Here is a 22642-nt window from a genome sequence, read left to right on the forward strand (position 1 = left end):
GCCCGAAGCATTTTATCAGGTGCATGGTTGATTATTCTCTTTTCAGTTTCAACACCTGCCTGGTGATTACGGCATCCTGTTGCTGCAACTGGATAATGTAATTGCCTGGCTGCACATTGCTAAGACCGGTGATGCTAACCGTGTTGTATCCTTTACTCACTACAGTAGATACCTTCCGGATAAGCCGGCCGTATCCATCCATCAATGAAATCACCAGCGGCATGTTATCGGGCGATGTAAGGTCGATGTTGATCTTATCCTGGAAGGGGTTCACAATGGAACGCACCGCGAAATCGGGCACACCATTCGATACCTGTATGATACGGCTGTACTTGCTGGCCTTGCCATCGGTGATGATAATGCGGTAATAACGTACACCACTTATGGGCTGGGGATCGGTGAAGTGATAGGTTTGACTGCCGGTTGAAGTACCGGGCACCTCGCCGATCCTCGTAAAGTTCGTTTTATCGAAACTGCTTTCTATGATGTACCTCGTGCCTTCTTCTTCATTGATCGTGGTCCATTGAAGTTGGGTATGGTCGTTGACGGCTCTGCCTGCGAACGACTGCAGATCGGTTTGCACCAGTACATTACAATTGACCGTAGTGATCGTGATGAGTGTGGTGGCCATGTAAGAACAGTTGTCGTTGCTCAGGTTGCCAGGCATGGAAGCGATCCGCACGCGGTAGCGGTGGCCATTGACAACCGCTCCCGCCAGAAAGGTAGGGTAGGTCGCTTTGTACTCATATTCTCCGCCCACCAATACCGGCGTACCCGTTCCACTAACACCTGTATTGGCCCAGGTGGTGCCGCCATCCGTACTTCTTTCCCAGCGCCAGTGAATATAGTTGGGGAAGTAACAGCGGATATTGGCATACATGTCGATCACCTGCCCATCACAAACAGAGAGGGAAGGAGAGGGTTGGAGGTCGAGGTTGGGACTGCAGGTGGCGAGCGTCACATCGTCCAGCGCCCAGTCGTTACCACCGCCGCCGGCAGCATTGTTGCGGATGGTGATGGTGAAAGAGGTTTGACCAGGTCCCGTCTTGTACACAAATCCTTTCTTCACCCACTGTCCGGTATATTTGAGATTACCCGTTGTATAATAGTCAACACCATCAACCGTAAAAGTAAGGTTGGGGTTTACACCCGAAGAGTCCGGGTCTCTGAAGTTGGGGTTGGGGAAAAAGGTAGAACCCGAACTGCCGTAAGAGCCCTGGCCGGTAGAGTCGCAACCGCAATACTTACAGATATTCTTGAACCAGGCCGAGAATTCGTAATAGGTATTAGGGCAAAGACCGCCCACCGTTTGCTGTATCGCGTTGCTATTGGCGTAGGCTGCATTCACGGCGATGAAGTAACCGCCATTGGCGCCCGGCGCAACCGGTAAGTTGCCCGCTTGTTGATTGGTGGCCCCGGTGTGGTCGCCCATGATATCCCAGCGCGCGTGCACGCGGTTGGTGCTGTGGGGGATGGGCGAATTGGGGTTGGTATTGCCCGAAGGGCTTAAGTTGTTGACGATCGAGTAACTACCATCATTAGGCTGTCCGGTTGCAACGCTTTGAAAGGCGAAACCGGGTACAATAGCCGAAGTAGCCCTGTTTTGAGTGGTGCCGCTACCAAAAGTTCCGCCGTTTTCCAACACCGCATTGGCGCCTATTGAATTGGAGCAAAGACCGGCATTGGCCTGGATGGCAACACTCCAGGCGCTGCAGGGACTGTTTACGTTGGTGCCATTGTTCCGGTAGTAAAACGATCCGCCATACAGGTTGATAGAACTGCCATAGGCCATGGCTGGATTGACGCGGATGCGGAAAGAGGCCGATATGATACAAACGCCTCCAAAGAAGGAAGGCCGTCCTTGCCCATGTATCAACCCACCGTTGGGAGCCGACCATGGAGTGGTATTGCTACAGATGCCGCCGAGATTCGCGCCGGCGTTGAAGGTGCTGCCCAGGTTGATGCGGATATACCCTGCCGGGTCGTAATAAGCAGGGTCGTCTCCCGCTGCATCGGAATAGGCTTTGAAATCGATCCCTTCATTGGTCAGCATTTTAAGGCTGCCGCTGATGAAAGTAGTGTTGGCGGGAATAGTGTCTACATAATGGGCATTGCTCACCGATCTGCCATCAAAGTTCCCCACGGCGATAGTGGCGCGTATTTCGAGCGTATCGCCGGGTTCGATGGTGCCGCCACTCACCCCCTTGGTGATGTTGACATAACTTTTCCCGGTAAGCACCCGGGCGGTTTGTGAATATGCCGCCGGTAGTATCACCAACGTGCATACGCAGAACAGTAGTGGTTGTAAAAGTAGATTTGCTTTCATAAGTATGGATTAGATACTTGGGTATCCTGGATTCCTGTAAAAGTATTGCACAGGTGTCAGATGTACAATCGTATATATACTAGTGTCAGTGCGGGTTTCAGCTATTGTTTTGCATCAGGAAAATGCTCAACTTAGTGTTACCAAAATCAATAATCCGAAGCACCCTTAACCCTATCCGGACTATGAAAAACAACACCCTGCTTTTGAGCATTGTTATATTATTTTCATTCTCCTCTACCGCTCAAAATGAACCCTTTACACGCACTGTTTTGAATGAAAAACCAGGCGCCGGTGGTTATCGGCTCGCGCATCCTTTCGATGTGGTGTACGGGCCAGATAACCACCTTTATATTACAGAAAAGATAGGTCGCATCGTTCGCGTGGATACAGGAACGGGAGTTCGGCAGATCATCCTCGATATACAGGGTTCAGTAGCATTGAACATTTCCCGCAACGGCTTTTCGCCCTATGCGGCCACCGGCATCGGGCAAAATGGAATGTTGGGCCTGGCCCTCCATCCGGGATTTGCAAAAGGCACTAACCAGGACTCTATATTCGTGGCTTATAGCTATACTTCTTCTCAGATCAGGATCGTGCGTTACAAATACAACGGAGGCGCATCGCCATCCCTCACCAACCCTACCACGCTGATACAGGGTATACCGGCCGGCGGCGACCACAGCACCGGCCGCCTCATTATTGGTGCCGACGACAAATTGTATTATTCCTGCGGCGATCTCGGCAACAACCAGTTCAATAACCGGTGTAATGAGATCAGGTCGCAAAAACTGCCTACGCAAGCCAATATCACAGCAGCCGATTATTCCCTGTATTCGGGAAAAATACTGCGGCTCAACTTCGATGGAACTATTCCTTCGGACAATCCCGTTTGGGGCGGCGTGCGCAGCCATATATTTACCATCGGGCACCGTAATCCGCAGGGCCTGGTATGGGAAAAAGAACCTGCTGCCGGGTTCACCACACCCATACTCACCGCTGGCGGCAAATTGTTCAGTTCCGAGCATGGCCCCAATACCGACGACGAAGTAAACATCATTGAAGGGGGCCGCAACTATGGCTGGCCCTATATAGCCGGCGATTCGGATGAAGTGAATTACCAATATGTAAACTGGTCAACGGCCGACGATTGCTCGCAGGGTTTTGTGGAAAGCCCGTTTTATATTCCTACAGGAGCCACAGTAATGCAGGAGAAGAATGCGCCGGCCAGCGTAAAAGCCGTGTTCAAAAAGCCGGTGGTAAAGGCCTATACAGAGTGCACACCCCTGCCGGCCAGCAGTTGTGAGATCGCAAACGGCTGGTTGAAATATCCCACCATTGCTCCTTCGGCCATCGAATATTATCACCTGAATGCCGGTAAAGGCATACCCAATTGGTATCCTTCTCTGCTGGTGACTACCCTGCGCCGTGGTACCCTCTACCGTTATCGCCTCAATGCGGCTAAAGATGCCATCATCGGCGATTCGATCGGTTATTTCAAATCGGTCAACAGGTACCGCGATATTGCATTAAGTCCCGATGGAAAAATATTCATAGTAACAGACAGTATTGGTTCCACTTCCGGACCCAGTGGCTCCAACCAAACCAATATGACCAATAAAGGCGCCATCCTGGTATTTGAATATTCCGGTATGATATTGCCCATGACAGAACAACCTGGCATAAAACCACCCGTTGAATATACAACGAGTGTGTACCCCAATCCCGCCACCAGTTATATCCAGGTAGAAACGGAGCCTGCTGTAACGAAACCTGTCCGTTACCGGCTCATCAATATGAATGCCATCCCGGTGCTGGAAGGACTCTCCACCCGTAATAGTTTTACCCTGAACGTAAGTGGGTTCAAAAGAGGTCTTTATATCCTGAAATTGTACAATGCGAATGGTGCAGAGATCAGGACAGACAAGATAATATTACAATAACGGCCACCCAATAGTTACCCATATCGTAAACCGATTTCCTCATACCGTAAGCCGGTGGGGCCGATACTTCATTCCTTTGCGGCGATGAACACCAAACTACTCTCCGCCCTTGTAGGTTGTATACTTACAATATTTGGCGCTAATGCCATCGCGCAATCAAACGGCTCATTATCCGGTAAAGTGTATTCTTCCGATGGCGAACCCGCCGAAGGCGTATCGGTCACCCTGGTAGGTAAAAAGCAGGCTACCATGACCAACGCGCAAGGTGAATACAAGATCACCGGCATACCAGCTGGTGAATACACGATCAGGGTTTCCTCGGTTGAGTTGAAACCGGTCGATAAAACGATCACCGTAAAAGAAGGCGAAAACACGATCTGTAATTTTAACCTGAGTGAGAACCACGCGTTCCTCGAAGAGATCGTGATTGCAGGCCGAAAAAATAAATTCTATACCAAAGAAAGTCAGTCAGTGGCGAAGATGCCGCTGAGCCGGCTCGAGAACCCGCAGGTATATACATCTATACCCAAGAACCTGTTGCGTGAGCAAATGGTCATCGATTTTGCCAGTGCACTGCGCAATGCGCCTGGTCTGTACAAGGTACAGGGCAGCCGCGGTATCAATTCCGATGGAGCCTCTTATTATTCCCTGCGTGGATTTCGCACAGAAGCATCGCTGGTAGATGGCGTACCCGGACAAACCAACGGCGATTATGATCCTGCCTCCATCGAACGGATCGAAGTGGTGAAAGGGCCATCGGCCACCTTGTTTGGCGGCGCCGTTACATCTTTTGGTGGTCTGGTAAATATCACCACCAAGAAACCACTCGATACCCTGGGTGGCGAAGTGTCTTATACCACCGGCAGTTTCAACCTCAACCGTGCAGTGGCCGATGTGTATGGTCCGCTGAACAAGGAAAAAACGGTGCTGTTTCGCTTAAACGCAGCTTATCATCATCAGCTCAGTTTCCAGGATGCCGGCTTCCGTAAAACTATGTTCCTGGCGCCATCACTGGAGTTGCGGGCATCTGAAAAACTGCGGATCAACCTCAATGCCGATTTCTACAATGCAGAAGCGACCAGTCCGGCCGTTGTATTCCTCAACCGCACGCGCCAGTTCGTTGCACATGAGCCCGATGAACTGCATTTTGACTGGAAGCGTTCCTATACCAGCAACGACCTTACCATGAAAACGCCTACGGTGAACGTACGTGCCATCGGTACTTACAAGTTGTCGCCCGGCTGGACATCGCAAACCATCATCTCCAGCAATACCCGTAAATCGGATGGGTACTACCAGTACCAGTTCATCCGTAAAGCAACCGACGACTCGCTGGAGCGCAATATTTCTCTGCAAAATACCATCAACACAGCGCTGGATATTCAACAGAACTTTACCGGCGAATTCAAGGTACTCGGCTTTCGCAACCGGCTGCTGATCGGTGTTGACTATGTTCGTTTCAAAGTGAACAATGACAACTCGCCGTATATCGTGTTCGATTTCGTGAATGGTACATTGAACGATGATAAGAACTATACCAAAATATCGAAGTATGCGGTTGACCAAAAAATCGCGGCCAGCACACTGGCGCCCACACGCAACCACAGTTCCACTTATATCTATAGCGCCTATGCCTCTGATGTGATCAATGTTACGCCCGGCTTGCTGGCCATGCTCAGCCTGCGGGTAGATCGGTTCGACAGCAAAGGCACGCTTAACCATGCCACCAATGCACTGCAGGCAAATACCAGGTACGCACAAACCGCCTTTTCTCCCAAACTGGGTTTGGTGTACCAGGTGATCAAAAAACATGTATCACTGTTTGGTAACTACATGAATGGCTTTTCCAACGTAGCGCCGGTAGCACAACCGCTGCCCGAACTATCGGGCGTATTCAAGCCGCAGCAGGCAGAACAATGGGAGGGTGGCGTAAAGCTGGAACTGTTCAACAATCAGCTGAACTTTACTGCCAGCTATTATGATATCAGTGTATCCAACATCACCCGTCCCGATGTGCTTAAACAAAATGGCATCGACTATAATGTGACTGTGCAGGATGGAACGCAAAACAGCAAGGGCATCGAGTTCGAGCTGAACACCAATCCCATCGACGGATTGAACGTCAACGCCGGCTATGCCCACAACGATAGTAAACTCACCAAAACCACTGCAGCCCTGCAGGGAAGAAGACCTCCTGCTGCTGGTCCGGCCAACCTGGCTAATCTGTGGGTAAGCTATTCCATCCTGAAAGGCAAATACAAAGGCCTGGGCGTTGGTGCAGGTGGCACCTATACCGGCGAACATTTAACGGCCAATTCTGCCGCTACAGGGGTATTTACGCTTCCTTCCTATGTACTGTTGAATGCAACGGTGTTCTATGAAACAAGAAGGTTCCGCCTGGGCGTTAAATTCGATAATATTACCGATCAGCAATACTTTACCGGTCAGGGTACCTTGAGTCAGCAAATGCCTTACGGCGTGTTGGCCAATGTGGCGGTGAAGTTGTAGGTCGAAACGTAGTCCTGGTTTTCTGTGTAAAAAAAAGAGGTTGTCTTTCCTGGAAGACAACCTCTCGTATTTTCAGCAAATGAGAACGCTTAGATCTTTCCAACCATGTTGGCAGGTACCACCCATTCGTCAAATTGTCCTGGCGTTACATAGCCGAGCTTAACGGCCATTTCTTTCAGGGTAGTGCCTTCTTTGTGGGCTGTCTGGGCAATTTCAGCAGCCTTGTAGTAACCGATCTTCGTGTTGAGAGCAGTTACCAGCATCAGTGAATTGTCCACGTGTTTCTTGATATTCTCTTCAATAGGCGCCAATCCCACCGCACACTTGTCGTTGAAACTTACGCAGCCATCGCCAATGAGGCGGGCACTGTGCAGGAAGTTGGCGATCATGACAGGCTTAAATACATTCAGCTCGAAATGACCGGTAGCGCCACCGATATTGATCGCCACATCATTACCCAACACCTGTGCGGCGATCATCGTGAGGGCTTCGCACTGGGTAGGGTTCACCTTACCAGGCATGATAGAAGAACCGGGTTCATTATCGGGAATGAAGATCTCTCCGATGCCGCTGCGCGGGCCCGAGCTCAGCATGCGGATATCGTTGGCGATCTTCATCAGGCTCACGGCAACCGTTTTCAGGGCACCGTGTGCTTCCACGATGGCATCGTGAGCAGCGAGCGCCTCAAATTTGTTTTCTGCAGTAACGAAGGGCAGGCCGGTGAGCTTTGCAATATGTTTGGCAACGTTTACATCGTAGTTGGGCGGGGTATTGATACCGGTACCAACTGCGGTACCACCCAGGGCCAGTTCGCTCAGGTGGGCAAGGGTATTCTTAATAGCCTTGAGGCCATGGTTCAGTTGCGAAACATAACCGCTGAACTCCTGACCTACAGTAAGCGGGGTGGCGTCCATAAAATGCGTACGGCCGATCTTCACCACTTTCATGTACTCCTTGCTCTTCGCCTGAAGCGTGTCACGCAGCTTCTCGATGCCGGGGATGGTTACATCCAGCAGCATCTTATAGGCTGCAATGTGCATCGCAGTAGGGAAGGTGTCGTTGGAAGACTGTGATTTATTTACATCATCGTTGGGATGAAGGAACTTCTCTTTATCGGTGAGCTGGCCGCCTTTGATCACGTGACCACGGTAAGCGACAACTTCATTTACGTTCATGTTGGATTGGGTACCCGAACCGGTTTGCCATATTACGAGGGGGAAGTAAGCATCCAGCTTACCGGCGAGGATCTCATCGCACACCTGACCAATCAGGTCCGATTTTTCTTTGGGCAGCACACCTGCTTCGAAGTTGGTGATAGCGGCGGCTTTTTTCAGGTAGGCAAACGCACGGATGATCTCTTTGGGCATCTTATTGATATCCTGTGCAATCTTGAAATTTTCAATGCTGCGTTGGGTCTGTGCACCATATAAAGCATCGGCTGGCACCTGCACCTCACCCATGGTATCTTTTTCAATACGATAATCCATAACGGAAAAAATTTGAGGGCAAAGGTAGGCGGATTACGCTTTAGTGCACGATTAATTCGCTTTTTAATACCACATTTTCGTAAGGAATATCCTGCCGGTTGATCTTGGTGTCCAGTAGTTTGAACAGCAATTCGGTGGCCCTGGCTCCCTGGTCGTAAGGGAACTGCTCTACCGAAGCGATGGGCGGGTAATCGAGATAGCGGGTTACCGAAACATTGGCATAGCTTACGAAGCTGATATCCTTATCGATCTTTAATTTCTTTTGCCGCGCATAATGGATGGCGTCCAACGCCACATAATCATTAAATACCAATACCGCCGTGGGTTTCTTCTTCATCGACAGCAAGGTATCCAAAGCCTGCTGCGTGCTTTCGGTCGAAAGGTCGGTGCTCACGATCAGCGACTCATCTGCCGGCAGTTTATGCTTTTTGAGCGCTTCGTAATAACCGGCCAGCCGTTCGTTCTTGATGCCCAGGGTGGCAGGCCCCTGGATATATCCTATGGTCTTGTGTCCTTTGTTGATGAGGAACTCTACCGCCTCGATCGAACTGTGGTACAGGTTGCAGCTTACCGAATGCACATCAGGCGCATCGGGCACCCGGTCGAAGAACACGACCGGAATATCATAGCTCTTCATTTGCTCAAAATGCTCGATCTGCGTGGTGTTCTTGGAAATGGAAGCGAGAATGCCGTCCACACGGTGCTTCTTCATCGTTTCCAATATCCTTTTCTCATTCTCGATATCGTCGTGCGACTGACCGATCAGTACGATATAGTTATTTTGTAATGCGATCGTCTCGATGCCATTGATGGCCGAGGAAAAGAACTCTTCCCGCAGGTTGGGTAAAATGACGCCGATCGTAAAGGTCTTCCGCTGTTTGAAGAAAATAGCCGTTTGGTTGGGCTCGTAGTTCAACTCAGCCGCCATCTTCTTCACTGCCAGCCTCGTACGCAATCCAATACTGGGATGATCGTGCAAGGCGCGCGAAACAGTTGAAATGGAAATGTTGAGCCGCTGCGCTATTTCTTTAATGGTCGGAAGCTTTTTCTCCATATGAACGAAAATAAACCGGTAATATATCAAAAAAAAGGCAAACGATTGCGCAATCCCTGTCTGAGCAGGATGCACCTGCTGCAATTTATCATTAACTTTAGACGCTATCCAAACGGTTCCATATGATTGCACCTGCTGTAAAGAAAACATTGTTGGTTGTTGCCGTGTTGGTAGCAGCCGTCCTGATATTCACCTTCAGTACCCGAAGCCCTGCCATCGACTTCAACACCGAAGTAAAACCTATCATTAATAAGAAGTGCATTTCCTGCCATGGAGGCGTAAAGCGCCAGGGAGGTTTCAGCCTGCTGTTCCGTTCAGAGGCATTGGCCAATACCGAATCGGGCAAGCCCGCCATCGTTCCCGGCGATCCGGACAACAGTGAAATGATCCGCCGCCTTACGCTACACGATCTTGAGGAAAGGATGCCTTACCATGAAGAACCACTTACCGAAGGCGAAATAAAAATACTCCGCAATTGGGTGAAGCAAGGAGCCGTATGGGGCGATCACTGGGCTTATGTACCCGTTAAAGAAACCCCTGTGCCGGCATCGGGCAATACCGCCGCCCGAAATGCCATCGATCATTTTATATACGAAAAACAGGCCGATGCAGGATTGAAGCCTTCGCCCGAAGCAGACAAAGCAACCCTGCTGCGAAGGTTGAGTTTGGATCTTATTGGTATGCAGGCGCCGGAGGAGTGGGCGCAAACCTATTTAAAGAGTTCGGCAGCAAATGCCTATGACCAATTGGTCGATTCATTACTGGCCTCCCGTCACTTTGGAGAAAAATGGGCTTCTGTATGGCTCGATATCGCTCGCTACGCCGATACAAAAGGATATGAAAGAGATAGTCCCCGAAACATCTGGCGTTACCGCGACTGGTTGATCAGGGCCTTCAATGAAGACAAATCATACGACAAATTCCTGAAGGAACAGATCGCCGGCGACCTGTTACCTCATCCTACCGATGATCAATTGATAGCGACCGCTTTTCATCGTAACACCCTTACTAACGATGAAGGCGGCACGGACAATGAAGAGTTTCGTACGGCTGCAGTATTGGATCGTGTAAATACTACCTGGGAAGGTATCATGGGCACAACCTTCGCCTGCGTGCAATGCCACAGTCACCCATACGATCCCTTCACGCATGATGAATATTATAAGTTCCTTGCTTTTTTCAACGATACCCGCGATGAGGATACGTATGAAGAGTATCCCCTACTGAGACATTTTACCGATTCGATGAGCAGCGAATTGACGACCTTGATCGATTGGGCAGCGAAATATGGTTCACCGGCCGAAGCGCAAAACTGGGAGCGATTCATCAAAACCTGGGAACCTTCTATTCATTCCCTTACTGCCGACGAGCTGGTGAACAGCGCCCTCGCCGATACCAAGTGGCTGAATTGCCGCAATCACGGCGTAGCGCGGTTGAAGTCCGTTGAACTCACCAACAGAACCGAGCTCCTGATGCGCTACTCGACTGGGATTAATGATGGAATATTGACCTTACACATCGATAGCAGCAACGGGCCGGTTGTCAAAAAAATAACCTTGCCGGCGACCAAAGGATGGGAGATCCGTCGCTTTGAGATACCCGCTACCAATGGCGTTCACCATTTATACCTCAACTATAGCAGCGCAAGTCTTACGAATCCCGAAGCAAGTGGCGCCACATTCGATTGGTTTCATTTTTCGGCACCGTTTCCCGGAAAAGGTCAGCCAGGCTATGCTGCCCAGGAAGCACGTTGGTGGGGCCTGCTGAACAAAGGAGTACCCACTACACCCATCATGATGGACAACCCTGCCGACATGCACCGTCCTACGCAAGTATTTGAAAGAGGCAATTGGCTGGTAAAAGGAAAAGAGGTCAAGGCCGACGTACCTCATGCCCTGAACCGGTTTCCCGACAAAGCGCCGCGTAACAGGCTTGGCCTGGCCATGTGGCTCACCCAAACCGACAACCCACTCACCGCACGCACGATGGTAAACAGGGTATGGGAGCAGTTCTTTGGGGCCGGGCTCGCAGAAACGCTGGAAGACCTGGGCACACAGGGAGTTTCACCCACCCACCGGGAACTGCTCGACTATCTTGCCTATCAGTTTATGCACACCGATAAATGGAGTCTTAAAAAACTGATGAGGTCGGTTGTACTATCCGCCACCTATCGGCAGGATTCAAAGGCAACCAAAGAATTGATTGAAAAGGACCCTTACAATAAGTATTATGCCCGGGGAGCAAGAGTTCGCCTCTCGGCAGAGCAGGTGCGTGATCAGTCGCTATGCATCAGTGGATTGATCAGTACAAAAATGTTTGGACCTCCGGTATACCCCTATCAGCCGGATGGTATCTGGCTGTCGCCCTATAACGGTGCCCAATGGAAAAATGCGCCTGGTGAAGACGGACATAGAAGGGCCGTGTATACCTACTGGAAACGAACAGCTCCTTATCCATCGATGATCACCTTCGATGGTGCGCCGCGTGAGTTGTGTGCAGCCAGGCGTATCCGTACCAATACCCCTTTGCAGGCGCTCGTAACAATGAACGATGAAGCCTATCTGGACATGGCCCGTCATATGGCCTACCGGATGCAGCAATTGGAGGCAACCGATGTACAGAAGCAGATCAGCAAAGGATACGAACTGGCTATGTACAAAGCCATTACTCCTGCAAGGCTGCAGGCGCTTTCGGCGCTCTATCAAAAAGCATTGAAACAGTTCAGCCAGGATAAAGCGAAAACCTGCGCCATGATCGGTGTGATGGATGAACACAACAATCCCGAAACGGCGGCCCTGGTGGTTACCGCCAATGCCATGCTGAACCTGGACGAACTGATCACTAAAAACTGATACAACGTATTCAGAGCATATGACACAAAAAGAATTGCATACCCAGCGCCTCGTCAAAGAAGCAAATGAACGGGCTGCACACTATCATTCGCGGAGGCACTTTCTCCGGGAAAGTGCCATGGGGCTCGGTGCTTTGGCCATGGGCTCCCTGTTTGGTGGTTGTAAGGATGATAAAGAGCAAGCCATCAGCAAGGTGGCGTTTGATGCGGCCAATCCACTCGCATCCAAACAGCCCTTGTTTCCTGGCAGGGCCAAATCCGTGATCTACCTGCACATGGCAGGAGCTCCATCCCAACTCGAACTATTCGATTACAAACCCGAACTGCTTAAACTGGATGGACAGGCCTGCCCGCAATCTCTCCTCGAAGGCAAGCGCTTTGCATTTATAAGAGGAGTACCCAAAATGCTGGGACCACAGGCTGCCTTCAAACAGCGGGGACAAAGCGGCGCCTGGGTTTCTGACCACCTGCCGCACCTGGCCAGCGTTGCCGATGAAATAAGCTTCCTGAAGGCAGTTACTACCGATCAGTTCAATCATGGACCTGCACAATTGCTGATACATACCGGAGCGCCGAGGCTCGGCCGTCCCAGTATGGGCGCCTGGGCTACCTATGGATTGGGAACCGAAAACCAGAACCTACCGGGCTTCGTAGTGCTTACGTCCGGGGGGCGATTTCCCGATGCTGGCAAAAGCGTTTGGGGTAGCGGGTTTCTGCCCAGCGTGTACCAGGGCGTGCAGTGCCGCAGCGAAGGCGATCCGGTGTTGTTTATCAACGATCCGGAAGGCATCGACCGCGACCTGCGTAAAGCGTCTATTGATGCCATCAATGAAGTGAACCGTCAGCAATATGCCGAGTTCCAGGATCCCGAAACACTCTCCCGGATAGCTCAATACGAAATGGCCTACCGCATGCAGATATCTGTGCCGGAGGTAATGAACATCAACGACGAGCCGCAATACATACACGATATGTATGGCACGCAACCTGGTAAGTCCTGTTATGCCAATAACGTGCTGCTGGCGCGGAAGCTGGTTGAGAAAGGAGTTCGATTTGTACAGTTGTTCGATTGGGGTTGGGATAGTCACGGTACCGATGCCGGAGGAGCAATAGACGTTGGTTTCATTAATAAATGTCGGCAGATCGATAAAGCCACTACCGCCTTATTGCTTGATCTTAAGCAAAGAGGCCTGCTCGAAGATACGCTGGTGGTATGGGGTGGTGAATTTGGCAGAACGCCTATGATGGAGAACCGCGATGGTAAACAGAATCCTTTCAAAGGGCGCGACCACCACGTAGAAGCCTTCACCATCTGGATGGCAGGCGGAGGCATTAAGCGGGGAGCCAGTTTTGGCGAAACCGACGAGATCGGTTATGCAGCCGTCAGCGGTAAAACAACTGCTTTCGATATACAAGCAACTATACTCAATCAATTGGGCTTTGATCACGAAAAATTCACCTACCAATTCCAGGGCAGGCCATTCCGCCTCACCGATGTGCATGGCCGGGTAATAGAAGAGATCATAGCATAAAAAAATAAAAACAACCAACAACATATGCCTTTAAGCCGCAGAAAGTTTTTTGGATTGGGCGCATCAGCCACCACTGCTATGATGCTGTCGTCATTAGAAACATTTGCACAGGAAAAACATGCCTTCCCGGCAGCCAAAGGATTTTCACTGAAGATCATGGCCACCAACTGGGGCTTCAGGGGCACCACCGATGAGTTTTGTGCCAAAGTGAAAAAAGAAGGTTACGATGGCATTGAATTGTGGTGGCCCGGCGATCAGGCATCGCGCGATGAGTTGTTCACCGCCTTGAAAAAGCATGGACTGGAAGTGGGATTCCTTTGCGGAGGATCTTCCAGCAACCCACAGCAGCACCTTACGGAGTTCAAGACCGCTGTAGATGCAGCGGCAAACAATACAGCTCAAAAGCCTTTGTACCTTAATTGCCATTCAGGTCGCGACTATTTCACCTTCGAGCAAAACCAGGCATTCATCGATCATACCACCCAGCTGGCGAAGAAAACAGGTATCCGCATATGTCATGAAACACATCGTTCGCGTATCCTCTTTGCTGCGTCTGTGGCCAGGCAGTATATGGAGAAATTGCCCGATCTGCGGCTGACGCTCGATATATCGCATTGGTGCACCGTGCATGAAAGCCTGTTGGGCGATCAGCCCGAAACAGTGGCACTGGCGCTCGACCGCACCGATCATATCCACGCCCGCGTAGGTCATCCCGAAGGTCCACAGGTAAGCGATCCGCGGGCTCCCGAATGGGAAGGCGCCGTGAAAACGCATATCGGCTGGTGGGATGCCATTGTAGAGAAGAAGAAAAAAGCAGGACAGCCATTAACGATATTGACCGAGTTTGGTCCTCCCGATTATATGCCCACCTTGCCCTATACCCGTCAGCCCCTGGCCGACCAGTGGGCCATCAATGTGCATATGATGCAAATGCTCAGAAAGCGATATTCATAAGCCGGTAGCCGCCGGATGTAGGGTGGCCAGTACTCCTGTATCAAGCAGCTCCCGCAACAGTTCATAACGTAACACGAGGTTCTATCTATTCCATATGTTTTCATTAGTTGGTCATTTCCATCCCGTATTCGTACACCTGCCGATCGGTATACTGGTGCTTGCAGGTATACTCCAGTTCCTCGAGCGCCGGAAGCCCGCCGCCGGACTGGAACAAGCGATCAATATATCGCTCCTCTTCGGTATGATCAGTGCGGTCATATCTTGTATAACCGGCTATTTCCTGTCGCGTAGTGATGATTATGATGAACAACTCGTCAATCAGCATCAGTGGCTGGGCATCGCAGTAGCCGCGCTGGCCATCGTATTGTATTTCCTGCGCAGAAGGCAACAGGGTAAACGCTGGCATTGGCCCATGATGATCGGGTTGATGGTCTTGATCACGCTCACAGGCCATGTAGGTGGCTCGCTCACCCATGGATCCGACTACCTCACAAAAGCCTTCGGCTCGTTCGGTAAGGAAGATACAGCCCGCCGCGCAGCCATTGCCAATGTGCAGGAAGCGGCAGCCTATGCAGACGTTATTCAACCCCTGCTGCAGGAGAAATGCTACAGTTGTCACAACAAGAACAAGCAAAAAGGCAGCTACCGCATGGATGAACAGGCGCTGTTGATCAAAGGAGGTAAAACAGGTGTTGCCATCATACCCGGTAAAGCCGGAGAAGGCGACCTGATGAAGAGACTGCTGCTCCCCAAGGAACATGAAGATCATATGCCGCCTAAAGAGAAACCGCAACTTTCCGAGCAGGAGCTCGCCCTGTTGCACTGGTGGGTAGCTTCAGGTGCTTCTTTTGATAAAAAGGTAAAAGAGCTTGAACAACCGGAAGCCATCAAACCCGCCTTGCTGGCCCTGCAAAATAAATCGGGCACTCCCGAAAAGAAGCTGGCAGCAGCAATACCCGCCGAGCCGGTGGCAAAAGCCGACGACAGCGCATTGAAGAGAATACGATCGCTGGGTACGGTCATACTGCCCGTGTCGCAAAACAGTCATTACCTGTCGGCCAGTTTCATCACTGCCCGGGGCGTTACCAACAAAGACCTGCAACTGCTGTTGCCCATGAAACAACAGTTGGCCTGGGTAAAGCTAGGCCTGCCTGCCATCAACGATTCGGCAATGGATTATATCATACAATGCAACAACATCACACGCCTGCAACTGGATCATAGCGGTATATCCGATGCAGGATTACAGCAACTAAAAAAACTCACCAAACTTCAATACCTCAACCTCGTAGGCACAAAGATCACTGCCAACGGACTGTTACAGTTGAAGGGCATGAAGGGATTGCAATCAATTTATTGTTACCAAACCGGGGTTCGCAGAGAAGACTACGCCAGCCTGCAGCAGGCGTTCCCAGGCGTATTGATAGATACCGGTGGATACCAGGTGCCGCTGTTGCCCACCGATACAACCGAAGTAAAGCCGGCGACCACGAAGTAAGCCTTTGACATCCGCCTATAAATTGCAACGGCGCGACAGTAGAAAGTCGCGCCGTTGTCATATAAAGTCAGTAAGGACTATTTTCCCTTGAATACCGGCTTACGTTTTTCAAGAAATGCCGAGGCGCCCTCCACCATGTCTTCCGTAGCAAAGCATTCACCGAATTTCTGCACTTCATAGTCATAGCCCTGCTGGGTATGATCGAAGTTGTTGACGCAGGCGATGATACTGGCCACGGCGATAGGCGCTTTGGAGATGATCGTTTGTAATAGCTCTTTAACGGTCGTCAACAGTTCCCTCGGCGGCACGATCGCATTGATCATACCAATGCTTTTGGCTTCCTGCGCATCGATCATTCTGCCACTCATTAGAAGTTCCATGGCCCTGCCTTTGCCCGCCACCTGTACCAGTCTTTGCGTGCCGCCATAACCGGGAATAAGACCAAGGTTTACTTCGGGCTGGCCGAATTTGGCATTGTCGGCGGCGATCATGAAATGACAGGCAAGGGCGAGTTCGCATCCGCCACCCAGTGCAAAGCCATTCACAGCAGCCACAATGGGTTTGGGCGAACGCTCTATTTTGAAGAAAACATCATGTCCTTTTTTGGAGAGGGCCTGGCCCTGCTCTTTCGTCAAACCCTGAAACTCACTGATGTCTGCTCCGGCTACAAAGGCCTTGATGCCCGATCCGGTAATGATGGCCGCCTTGATGTCGGGGTTGCTATACACTTCATCTACCGCCCGCCCCAGTTCCTCCATGACGGTCTTATTGATCGCATTGAGTTTGTCGGGCCGGTTGATGGTGATCGTACAAATTTGTTCTTCAGTGGTTACAAGCAAGGTTTGATACATGACAAAGATTTTCTCAAATCTAAGGAATGTCTTCTATATAGGCAGTCAATCGGTTTTCCAGTTTGCCCTTGCCGTATTTGTCCCAGAAAGTAACCACGATCTGGTACTCCTGCTGCCAGTCCATCGGCTTTCCGGTGTTGACGGTGCATTTAAGGTCGGTGGCTTTTTCCTTGTCCCATACATCGTTGCCTTTAAAAAGGTCGGGTTCGGTGAGCAATGTTTTGCCGGTGCTGTCGATGATCTTGAGTGAGCAGCCTACCGATACTTTACCTTCTTTAACCACCAGGCCCTTTACGCCCTGGTTCACCACGGCAAAGCTTTCGCCCAATACTACCTGGTTATGAGAAACTTTCTCGCCATTCATAATGCGCACTACATCTTTAGGCTCCATATTTTTCCAGCTGGTGGTAATACCATTGCTGAGATCTTTTTTCATGCCCACATTCAATTGAGCGTCGCACGAGGCCAGCATCAGCATAATGATGATGACTGCCAGTATTTTGTTTGTTCTGAACATAGAAAGGTTGATTTTGACAATACAAAGATCAGCTCATTACCCGGCCCGGAAAAGCAAATAGCAGTAAGGCGTTGGTTTGGGCGGGTAAGCCGTGGTGAAAACCCAGTGAAATGCAGGCCAATCACAATTCCTGCGGGTTATTGATCCAAAACGACCGGGTACCCATTTGTGCTTATAAATGGCCGTGGTGCACGATAGCTTTGTGCCGGAAAGTGCCTTTGCAAACATTCCGGATCGTGTTACATACATTTCGTTCTGTGAATACAACGGGTGGGATGGTAAAATTTCTGTGGAGCCTGCCGATCATAGCACCTTTGCCAGGCAATAGCACATCAAAGATCATTAATCATTAAACCTAATTTATGAAACGGTGGATTGTGGCCGGTGTAACGATAGCATCACTGGCGGGGTATATGGCATGCGTAAAAGCAACAGCAAAACAGGAAATTCCAGTGATCAGTAAGAAGCTGGTTAGTTGGGAAAGTACCGGCGACAGCGCTGCAACCACGCGGCTGGCAAAAGATAGCCTGGGGCGTGTTGTACGGGTAGAGAACGAGTCTGAGGTCAACACATTTCAATACAAAGGCGACAGCCTTTTTATCAGCGAGTACTCCAAAACAGAATCAAGGATCGTGTACCGGTTCAATGGCCGGGTGGATAGTGCCGGCAAACTGATTGGCGGCAGGGCCATAGCAGCTTATGGCAGCTTTCATCCCGATACGGTGGGGCACCGGTTCGAATACAATGATCGCGGCTACCTCAGCAAAGAGTTTCGCGATTATGGAGAGGATGGTATTTATGTGATCGCTTATGAATACGAAGGTGGCGATGCCGTCCGCATATCAACCTGGTACAACAATGAATTGTACAATACGAAAGAACTGGAGTACTATACGGATAAACACAACCAAACAGGTATCGAAGACTTCAAGTTCAGGCGCAATGTCAACAACCTGGCGGGGCACAACAGCCTGCACCTGGTAAAGAAGATCAGTTCGATCGCCCGCAATGGCAACTTGAACTACTCCTTCAATTATGAGTACGAAACCGACGAAGAAGGATTGCCGGTAAAGCTGATAGCCAAAAAAGGCAAAAAAGTAAGTACGGTCACCACCTACTTCTATGCAGCCGGCACCTGACCGTTACCAACTATGAACTAAAATCGAACAACCGTGATGGGCTGGTGGAAAATAGCAACGCGCAGAAGAAACCGCAAACAGGTATATGATCAGCTGCAGCAACAACGAATGTTGCTGCAGCAGGGGTTGAAAGCCCATGCCCGGATCATAGAGATCGAAGAAAGCAATGAATTGCTGAAAGGGTATGTGGTGTTGAAGGTATGGGTCATGATCAGGATCCAGGAAAGACTGCTGTACCAGTTGTCACGCACGATGGTCACAGATGGAAAGATACCGGTGGTGGGAGAGGTGGTGCCCATTCGCATCCTGCCCGAAGAACCAGACGATATATTGATCATGGTCTAAGGCCACCCGTCCTGCTACGGTTCATTTGAAATTTGCCACGCTTCAGGCGAAAAAACGGGGCCATTACAGGGCTTACCTGCATATTTACAGTTGAAACCCAAGTAATGACGGCACAGCAAATTCGGCTCATACAAACATCCTGGGGAAAAATTCAACCGCTGGCACAGCAGGCGGGCGAGTTATTCTACAAGAAGTTATTTGCCAGTGAGCCCTTGATCCGACACCTATTCAAGACCGACCTCCGCGAGCAGGCCTGTAAGCTAACGGCCATGTTGAACCACATCGTCAACAACCTGGAGCGGCACGAACTCATCGCTAAAGACATTTACAAACTCGGCCAGCGGCACAGCGGCTATGGTGCTCAACCCGAGCATTATGCCGTAGTGGGCGAAAGCCTGCTGGTGACCATTGCCGATGGCATGGGCGAGGCCTGGACGCCAGCACTCAGTGAGGCCTGGCAGGAAATGCTCAACTGGCTATTCAAAGAAATGCTGCGGGGGCAGGGAATTGACTAAATTGACAGTAATTATGTTCAGTCGCTCCCAAACCTTTTTCCTGTTCATATTCCTGCTGCTACACTTCAGCAACGCTGCATACACCCAGGATGCTGCTGATTTCAATATTACCCATTACGACGAAACCAACGGACTGCGCAACAATAAGATCACCGCCATGTTGCAGGATTCGCGCGGCTATCTCTGGTTTGGAACGGCCAACGGACTTTACCGCTACGATGGATACAATTTCAAAGTTTACCGCCGCATCAAAGGCGATGGCAATAGCCTGGCCAGCAATGCAGTCACGAAACTGGCCGAAGACAGTCTGGGGAATATCTGGATAGGATTGGTGCGTGCCGGCATTAGCTGCTACGATCCCTCAACCGGCATTTTTAAGAATTATCCCATAAACGTAGGCGAAGGACAGCAGGCCGCTACGCCTGCAGTATGCATGTTGTACATCGCACAGGATAATACCATTTGGGCAGGCTTGGTGCAAAAAGGGATATTCCAGCTCGACAAAGCAACGGGTAGGTACAAACAATACGATATCATACCCGACACCAGTACCCTGTACTCAAAGGAGTTTCGTCCGATCTACAACTCCGCCTATGACATGCACGAAGAGCGGAAAGGGCTTTACTGGCTAGCCACGCACGACGGGCTTTACAGGTTTGAGCCGGCAAAAGGTCTCATGTTGCCAGTGCGAACCGCCTGGCCGCAAAATCGCATCCTGCGCGATGATCTGTTTGCTACCCTCCTGGCCGATAAAGACGGTGTCTGGCTGGGCTCCTGGGCTGGTGGCCTCAGTTACTACGACATTCGCACCGGACAATGGAGCAATTATAAGTTCAGCAAAGGCAATAAGAATATCGGCACTACCAATATCGTCATGGACATCAAAGCCCGTAACGACAACGAACTTTGGATAGCCAGTAACGATGCCGGCTTGGGGGTCTTCAACAAACAAACCAGGCGGTTCGCCTTCTTCGGTCAGGATGAAATGCCATCCGGCATACCCGGTAAACTCGTGGACAGGTTGTTGCAGGATAACCAGCAGAACCTCTGGGCCGGCCATGTTGGCGGTCTTTCGCGCATCCGCGAGCGCGAAAAGAAATTTGTGTTCAATCCGGTGCGGGTAAGCCATACCGACAACGGTAACTTTTATGCCATCTCTAAATTGCTGGACGATCGCACCGGCAGATGGCAGTTTACCGGCACGGCCTTTGCCGATGGGCTACACGTGTACGACCGTACAACCGGCAGCACTTTGGCCATACCTTTTACCAGTATGGAGGGCGAGGAAACGATCCTCATCGTCAACGATATTTTCCAATGCAGCAAGGGGATTATTTGGGTGCTTACGCGCGATTACGTTTACCAGTACGATCCGTTAACCCGAAAGTTGGCGCAACCCGTGCAGCCTCCCTCATACTCCCCGGCAAAGCCATCCAATAACTTCATCCTGCTGCGCGAAGACCGGCAGGGACAGATCTGGATGGCTACCGAAAGGAATGGCCTGTTTTGCTACAACCCGCTTACCCAACAGTATAGCCATTACCACAACGAACCCTCCAATAAACAATCAATTCCCACCAATGTAGTAAGGGCCATGGCCATAGATGGCAAAGGGCGCGTATGGATCGGTAACCGCCGGGGCATGTTTGGATACATCGATCCGGCAACAAAGGCATTCATAAACCCCGACGCCGGAAAGGCGGGCCTGCAGGAAGTTAAAAAGAATCATGTGTATGCGCTGTATGCCGACCGCGATGGCGATATCTGGGCCGGCACCGATGGCGGCCTTTTTCACTACCAAACCGCCGCCCCACAACCAGTCCTGGCGAAGCTCTACAATGTCGATAACGGATTGCAGGAAGAAGTGACCATCGCCATCCAGGGCGACGCCGATGGGAATATCTGGAGCATTACGCCGCCCAATATCTGCATGGTGAGGAAAGACAATGGTAGTATCGTGAGCTACGGTAAGCAGGACGGTCTGGAAAAGATTGGCCTGGCCAGCGGGTTAGCCCTGTTGCGCGACAGCAATATGGCCGTACTCACTGCCGCAGGATATTACACATTCAATCCGCAATCGTTCCCCAAAAAGAACAGTACCGTACCCTTGCTCATTACCACTTTTAAGATCGACGATAAAGACGTGTATTGCGAAGACAAACTGAGGGGCCGGGAACCCATCAGTGTACCCTCGGGGGTAAATGTGATCTCCTTCGAATATGCAGCGCTCGATTTCAACCGCCCCGATAAGCAGGAGTATGCTTATATGCTTGAGGGGTTCGATAAAGATTGGGTGATGGCCGGTCAAAGGCGTTACGCAGGTTATGCAAATATTCCCGGCGGTGATTATGTTTTTAAAGTAAAAGCAACCAACACGCCGGGTAACTGGAATACAACTATTGCATCGCTGGTGATCCATGTGGAGGAACCATTCTACCGCACCTGGTGGTTTTTATTGTGTACCGTTGCCGCACTATTGGCGTCTCTTTATTTGTACTATCGTACCAAGCTGGGTCAGCAACAGCAGATATTAAAGCTGGAAACCAAAACACAGCAACTCGAAAAAGAGAAAACCCTGGTGCTGTATGAAAACCTTAAGCAACACCTTAACCCGCATTTCCTGTTCAATTCCCTCACCTCATTGAGCAGCCTTATCCGCATCGATCAGAAGATGGCCATCAATTTCCTCGACAAGATGTCGAAGATATACCGGTATATTTTGAAGAACAGGGATAGTGAGATCGTACCACTTGCCGATGAGCTGAAATTCGTTCAGCTATACATCGACCTGCAGTTGACGCGTTTTGAACAGGGCCTGCGCATCAATAACCAGATCAATGAAGAGTACCTGCAGAAAAAGATAGCTCCTGTTAGCCTGCAAAACCTGGTGGAGAACGCCATTAAGCATAACCTGGTGGATATCGGGTCACCGCTGGTCATCGACATGTTTGTCGAGAACGATTATCTCGTTGTACGTAACAACCTGCAGAAAAAGAATTTCGTGGAAACATCGAATCGGCAGGGGCTGGCCAATATGATGTCGCTGTACAGGTTCCTGTGCAAACAACCCATGCTGATAGAAGAAGATGCCAACTATTTCACAGTAAGGATCCCCTTATTGTAAG

At 50.5% G+C, this 22642-nt stretch carries 15 protein-coding genes; 10 read left to right on the plus strand and 5 right to left on the minus strand.

The window, feature by feature from the left end; genetic code table 11:
* Positions 1-31: 31 nt before the first annotated feature.
* Positions 32-2326, minus strand: a complete 2295-nt coding sequence (locus P2H89_RS02590; RefSeq protein ID WP_275824929.1) for a hypothetical protein — start codon at positions 2324-2326, stop codon at positions 32-34.
* A gap of 182 nt (positions 2327-2508) precedes the next feature.
* On the opposite strand from P2H89_RS02590, the gene P2H89_RS02595 reads away from it, so the two are divergent.
* Positions 2509-4266: a PQQ-dependent sugar dehydrogenase gene (locus tag P2H89_RS02595; RefSeq protein WP_275824930.1), complete on the plus strand. Its 1758-nt coding sequence runs from the start codon at positions 2509-2511 to the stop codon at positions 4264-4266.
* A gap of 84 nt (positions 4267-4350) precedes the next feature.
* Positions 4351-6774 carry a TonB-dependent receptor gene (locus P2H89_RS02600; protein ID WP_275824931.1) on the plus strand — a complete coding sequence of 808 codons (2424 nt, stop codon included), beginning with the start codon at positions 4351-4353 and terminating at the stop codon, positions 6772-6774.
* An 89-nt stretch (positions 6775-6863) separates the two neighbouring features.
* On the opposite strand, the gene fumC is transcribed toward P2H89_RS02600, so the two are convergent.
* Together fumC and P2H89_RS02610 are read right to left on the minus strand one after the other, a co-directional pair.
* Complete coding sequence (gene fumC, locus P2H89_RS02605) at positions 6864-8261, minus strand: class II fumarate hydratase (RefSeq protein ID WP_275824932.1); 1398 nt, start codon at positions 8259-8261, stop codon at positions 6864-6866.
* A gap of 40 nt (positions 8262-8301) precedes the next feature.
* Entirely contained in the window at positions 8302-9315 is a 1014-nt protein-coding gene (locus tag P2H89_RS02610; protein WP_275824933.1) for a LacI family DNA-binding transcriptional regulator, read from the minus strand.
* A gap of 122 nt (positions 9316-9437) precedes the next feature.
* Between P2H89_RS02610 and P2H89_RS02615 the strand changes: the two genes are divergently transcribed.
* The 4 genes from P2H89_RS02615 to P2H89_RS02630 all read left to right on the plus strand — a co-directional run bounded on the left by P2H89_RS02615 (position 9438) and on the right by P2H89_RS02630 (position 16150).
* A complete protein-coding gene (locus tag P2H89_RS02615) occupies positions 9438-12167 on the plus strand; it encodes a DUF1553 domain-containing protein (RefSeq protein ID WP_275824934.1) in 2730 nt (909 codons plus the stop codon).
* Positions 12168-12186: 19 nt separating this feature from the next.
* Positions 12187-13698: a DUF1501 domain-containing protein gene (locus tag P2H89_RS02620; RefSeq protein ID WP_275824935.1), complete on the plus strand. Its 1512-nt coding sequence runs from the start codon at positions 12187-12189 to the stop codon at positions 13696-13698.
* 24 nt (positions 13699-13722) lie between these two features.
* Complete coding sequence (locus P2H89_RS02625; RefSeq protein WP_275824936.1) at positions 13723-14652, plus strand: TIM barrel protein; 930 nt, start codon at positions 13723-13725, stop codon at positions 14650-14652.
* A gap of 94 nt (positions 14653-14746) precedes the next feature.
* The gene (locus P2H89_RS02630; RefSeq protein ID WP_275824937.1) at positions 14747-16150 is read left to right on the plus strand and encodes a c-type cytochrome domain-containing protein; all 1404 of its coding nucleotides are present in this window, start codon (positions 14747-14749) and stop codon (positions 16148-16150) included.
* Positions 16151-16227: 77 nt separating this feature from the next.
* On the opposite strand, the gene P2H89_RS02635 is transcribed toward P2H89_RS02630, so the two are convergent.
* On the minus strand, positions 16228-17001 hold the full coding sequence (locus P2H89_RS02635; protein ID WP_275824938.1) for an enoyl-CoA hydratase-related protein: 774 nt from the start codon (positions 16999-17001) through the stop codon (positions 16228-16230).
* A 19-nt stretch (positions 17002-17020) separates the two neighbouring features.
* A complete protein-coding gene (locus tag P2H89_RS02640; RefSeq protein ID WP_275824939.1) occupies positions 17021-17518 on the minus strand; it encodes a hypothetical protein in 498 nt (165 codons plus the stop codon).
* A gap of 362 nt (positions 17519-17880) precedes the next feature.
* On the opposite strand from P2H89_RS02640, the gene P2H89_RS02645 reads away from it, so the two are divergent.
* The 4 genes from P2H89_RS02645 to P2H89_RS02660 all read left to right on the plus strand — a co-directional run bounded on the left by P2H89_RS02645 (position 17881) and on the right by P2H89_RS02660 (position 22641).
* Positions 17881-18657, plus strand: coding sequence for a hypothetical protein (locus P2H89_RS02645; RefSeq protein WP_275824940.1), 777 nt, complete (start codon positions 17881-17883; stop codon positions 18655-18657).
* 33 nt (positions 18658-18690) lie between these two features.
* Positions 18691-19002, plus strand: a complete 312-nt coding sequence (locus tag P2H89_RS02650; RefSeq protein ID WP_275824941.1) for a hypothetical protein — start codon at positions 18691-18693, stop codon at positions 19000-19002.
* Positions 19003-19106: 104 nt separating this feature from the next.
* A complete protein-coding gene (locus P2H89_RS02655; RefSeq protein ID WP_275824942.1) occupies positions 19107-19517 on the plus strand; it encodes a globin domain-containing protein in 411 nt (136 codons plus the stop codon).
* A gap of 13 nt (positions 19518-19530) precedes the next feature.
* Positions 19531-22641 (plus strand): sensor histidine kinase, encoded by a 3111-nt coding sequence (locus tag P2H89_RS02660; RefSeq protein WP_275824943.1) that lies wholly within the window; start codon positions 19531-19533, stop codon positions 22639-22641.
* The last annotated feature ends 1 nt before the right edge of the window (position 22642 follow it).

The organism is Paraflavitalea sp. CAU 1676 (assembly GCF_029223285.1).
Classification (GTDB): Bacteria; Bacteroidota; Bacteroidia; order Chitinophagales; family Chitinophagaceae; genus Paraflavitalea.

Bases quoted from the DNA above. Each gene is read 5' to 3' on its own strand.
- P2H89_RS02590 (WP_275824929.1), bottom strand. From the start codon at position 2,326: ATGAAAGCAAATCTACTTTTACAACCACTACTGTTCTGCGTATGCACG.
- P2H89_RS02645 (WP_275824940.1), top strand. From the start codon at position 17,881: ATGAAACGGTGGATTGTGGCCGGTGTAACGATAGCATCACTGGCGGGG.
- P2H89_RS02640 (WP_275824939.1), bottom strand. From the start codon at position 17,518: ATGTTCAGAACAAACAAAATACTGGCAGTCATCATCATTATGCTGATG.
- P2H89_RS02610 (WP_275824933.1), bottom strand. From the start codon at position 9,315: ATGGAGAAAAAGCTTCCGACCATTAAAGAAATAGCGCAGCGGCTCAAC.
- P2H89_RS02635 (WP_275824938.1), bottom strand. From the start codon at position 17,001: ATGTATCAAACCTTGCTTGTAACCACTGAAGAACAAATTTGTACGATC.
- P2H89_RS02625 (WP_275824936.1), top strand. From the start codon at position 13,723: ATGCCTTTAAGCCGCAGAAAGTTTTTTGGATTGGGCGCATCAGCCACC.
- P2H89_RS02595 (WP_275824930.1), top strand. From the start codon at position 2,509: ATGAAAAACAACACCCTGCTTTTGAGCATTGTTATATTATTTTCATTC.
- P2H89_RS02600 (WP_275824931.1), top strand. From the start codon at position 4,351: ATGAACACCAAACTACTCTCCGCCCTTGTAGGTTGTATACTTACAATA.
- P2H89_RS02660 (WP_275824943.1), top strand. From the start codon at position 19,531: ATGTTCAGTCGCTCCCAAACCTTTTTCCTGTTCATATTCCTGCTGCTA.
- P2H89_RS02620 (WP_275824935.1), top strand. From the start codon at position 12,187: ATGACACAAAAAGAATTGCATACCCAGCGCCTCGTCAAAGAAGCAAAT.
- P2H89_RS02655 (WP_275824942.1), top strand. From the start codon at position 19,107: ATGACGGCACAGCAAATTCGGCTCATACAAACATCCTGGGGAAAAATT.
- P2H89_RS02630 (WP_275824937.1), top strand. From the start codon at position 14,747: ATGTTTTCATTAGTTGGTCATTTCCATCCCGTATTCGTACACCTGCCG.
- P2H89_RS02615 (WP_275824934.1), top strand. From the start codon at position 9,438: ATGATTGCACCTGCTGTAAAGAAAACATTGTTGGTTGTTGCCGTGTTG.
- fumC (WP_275824932.1), bottom strand. From the start codon at position 8,261: ATGGATTATCGTATTGAAAAAGATACCATGGGTGAGGTGCAGGTGCCA.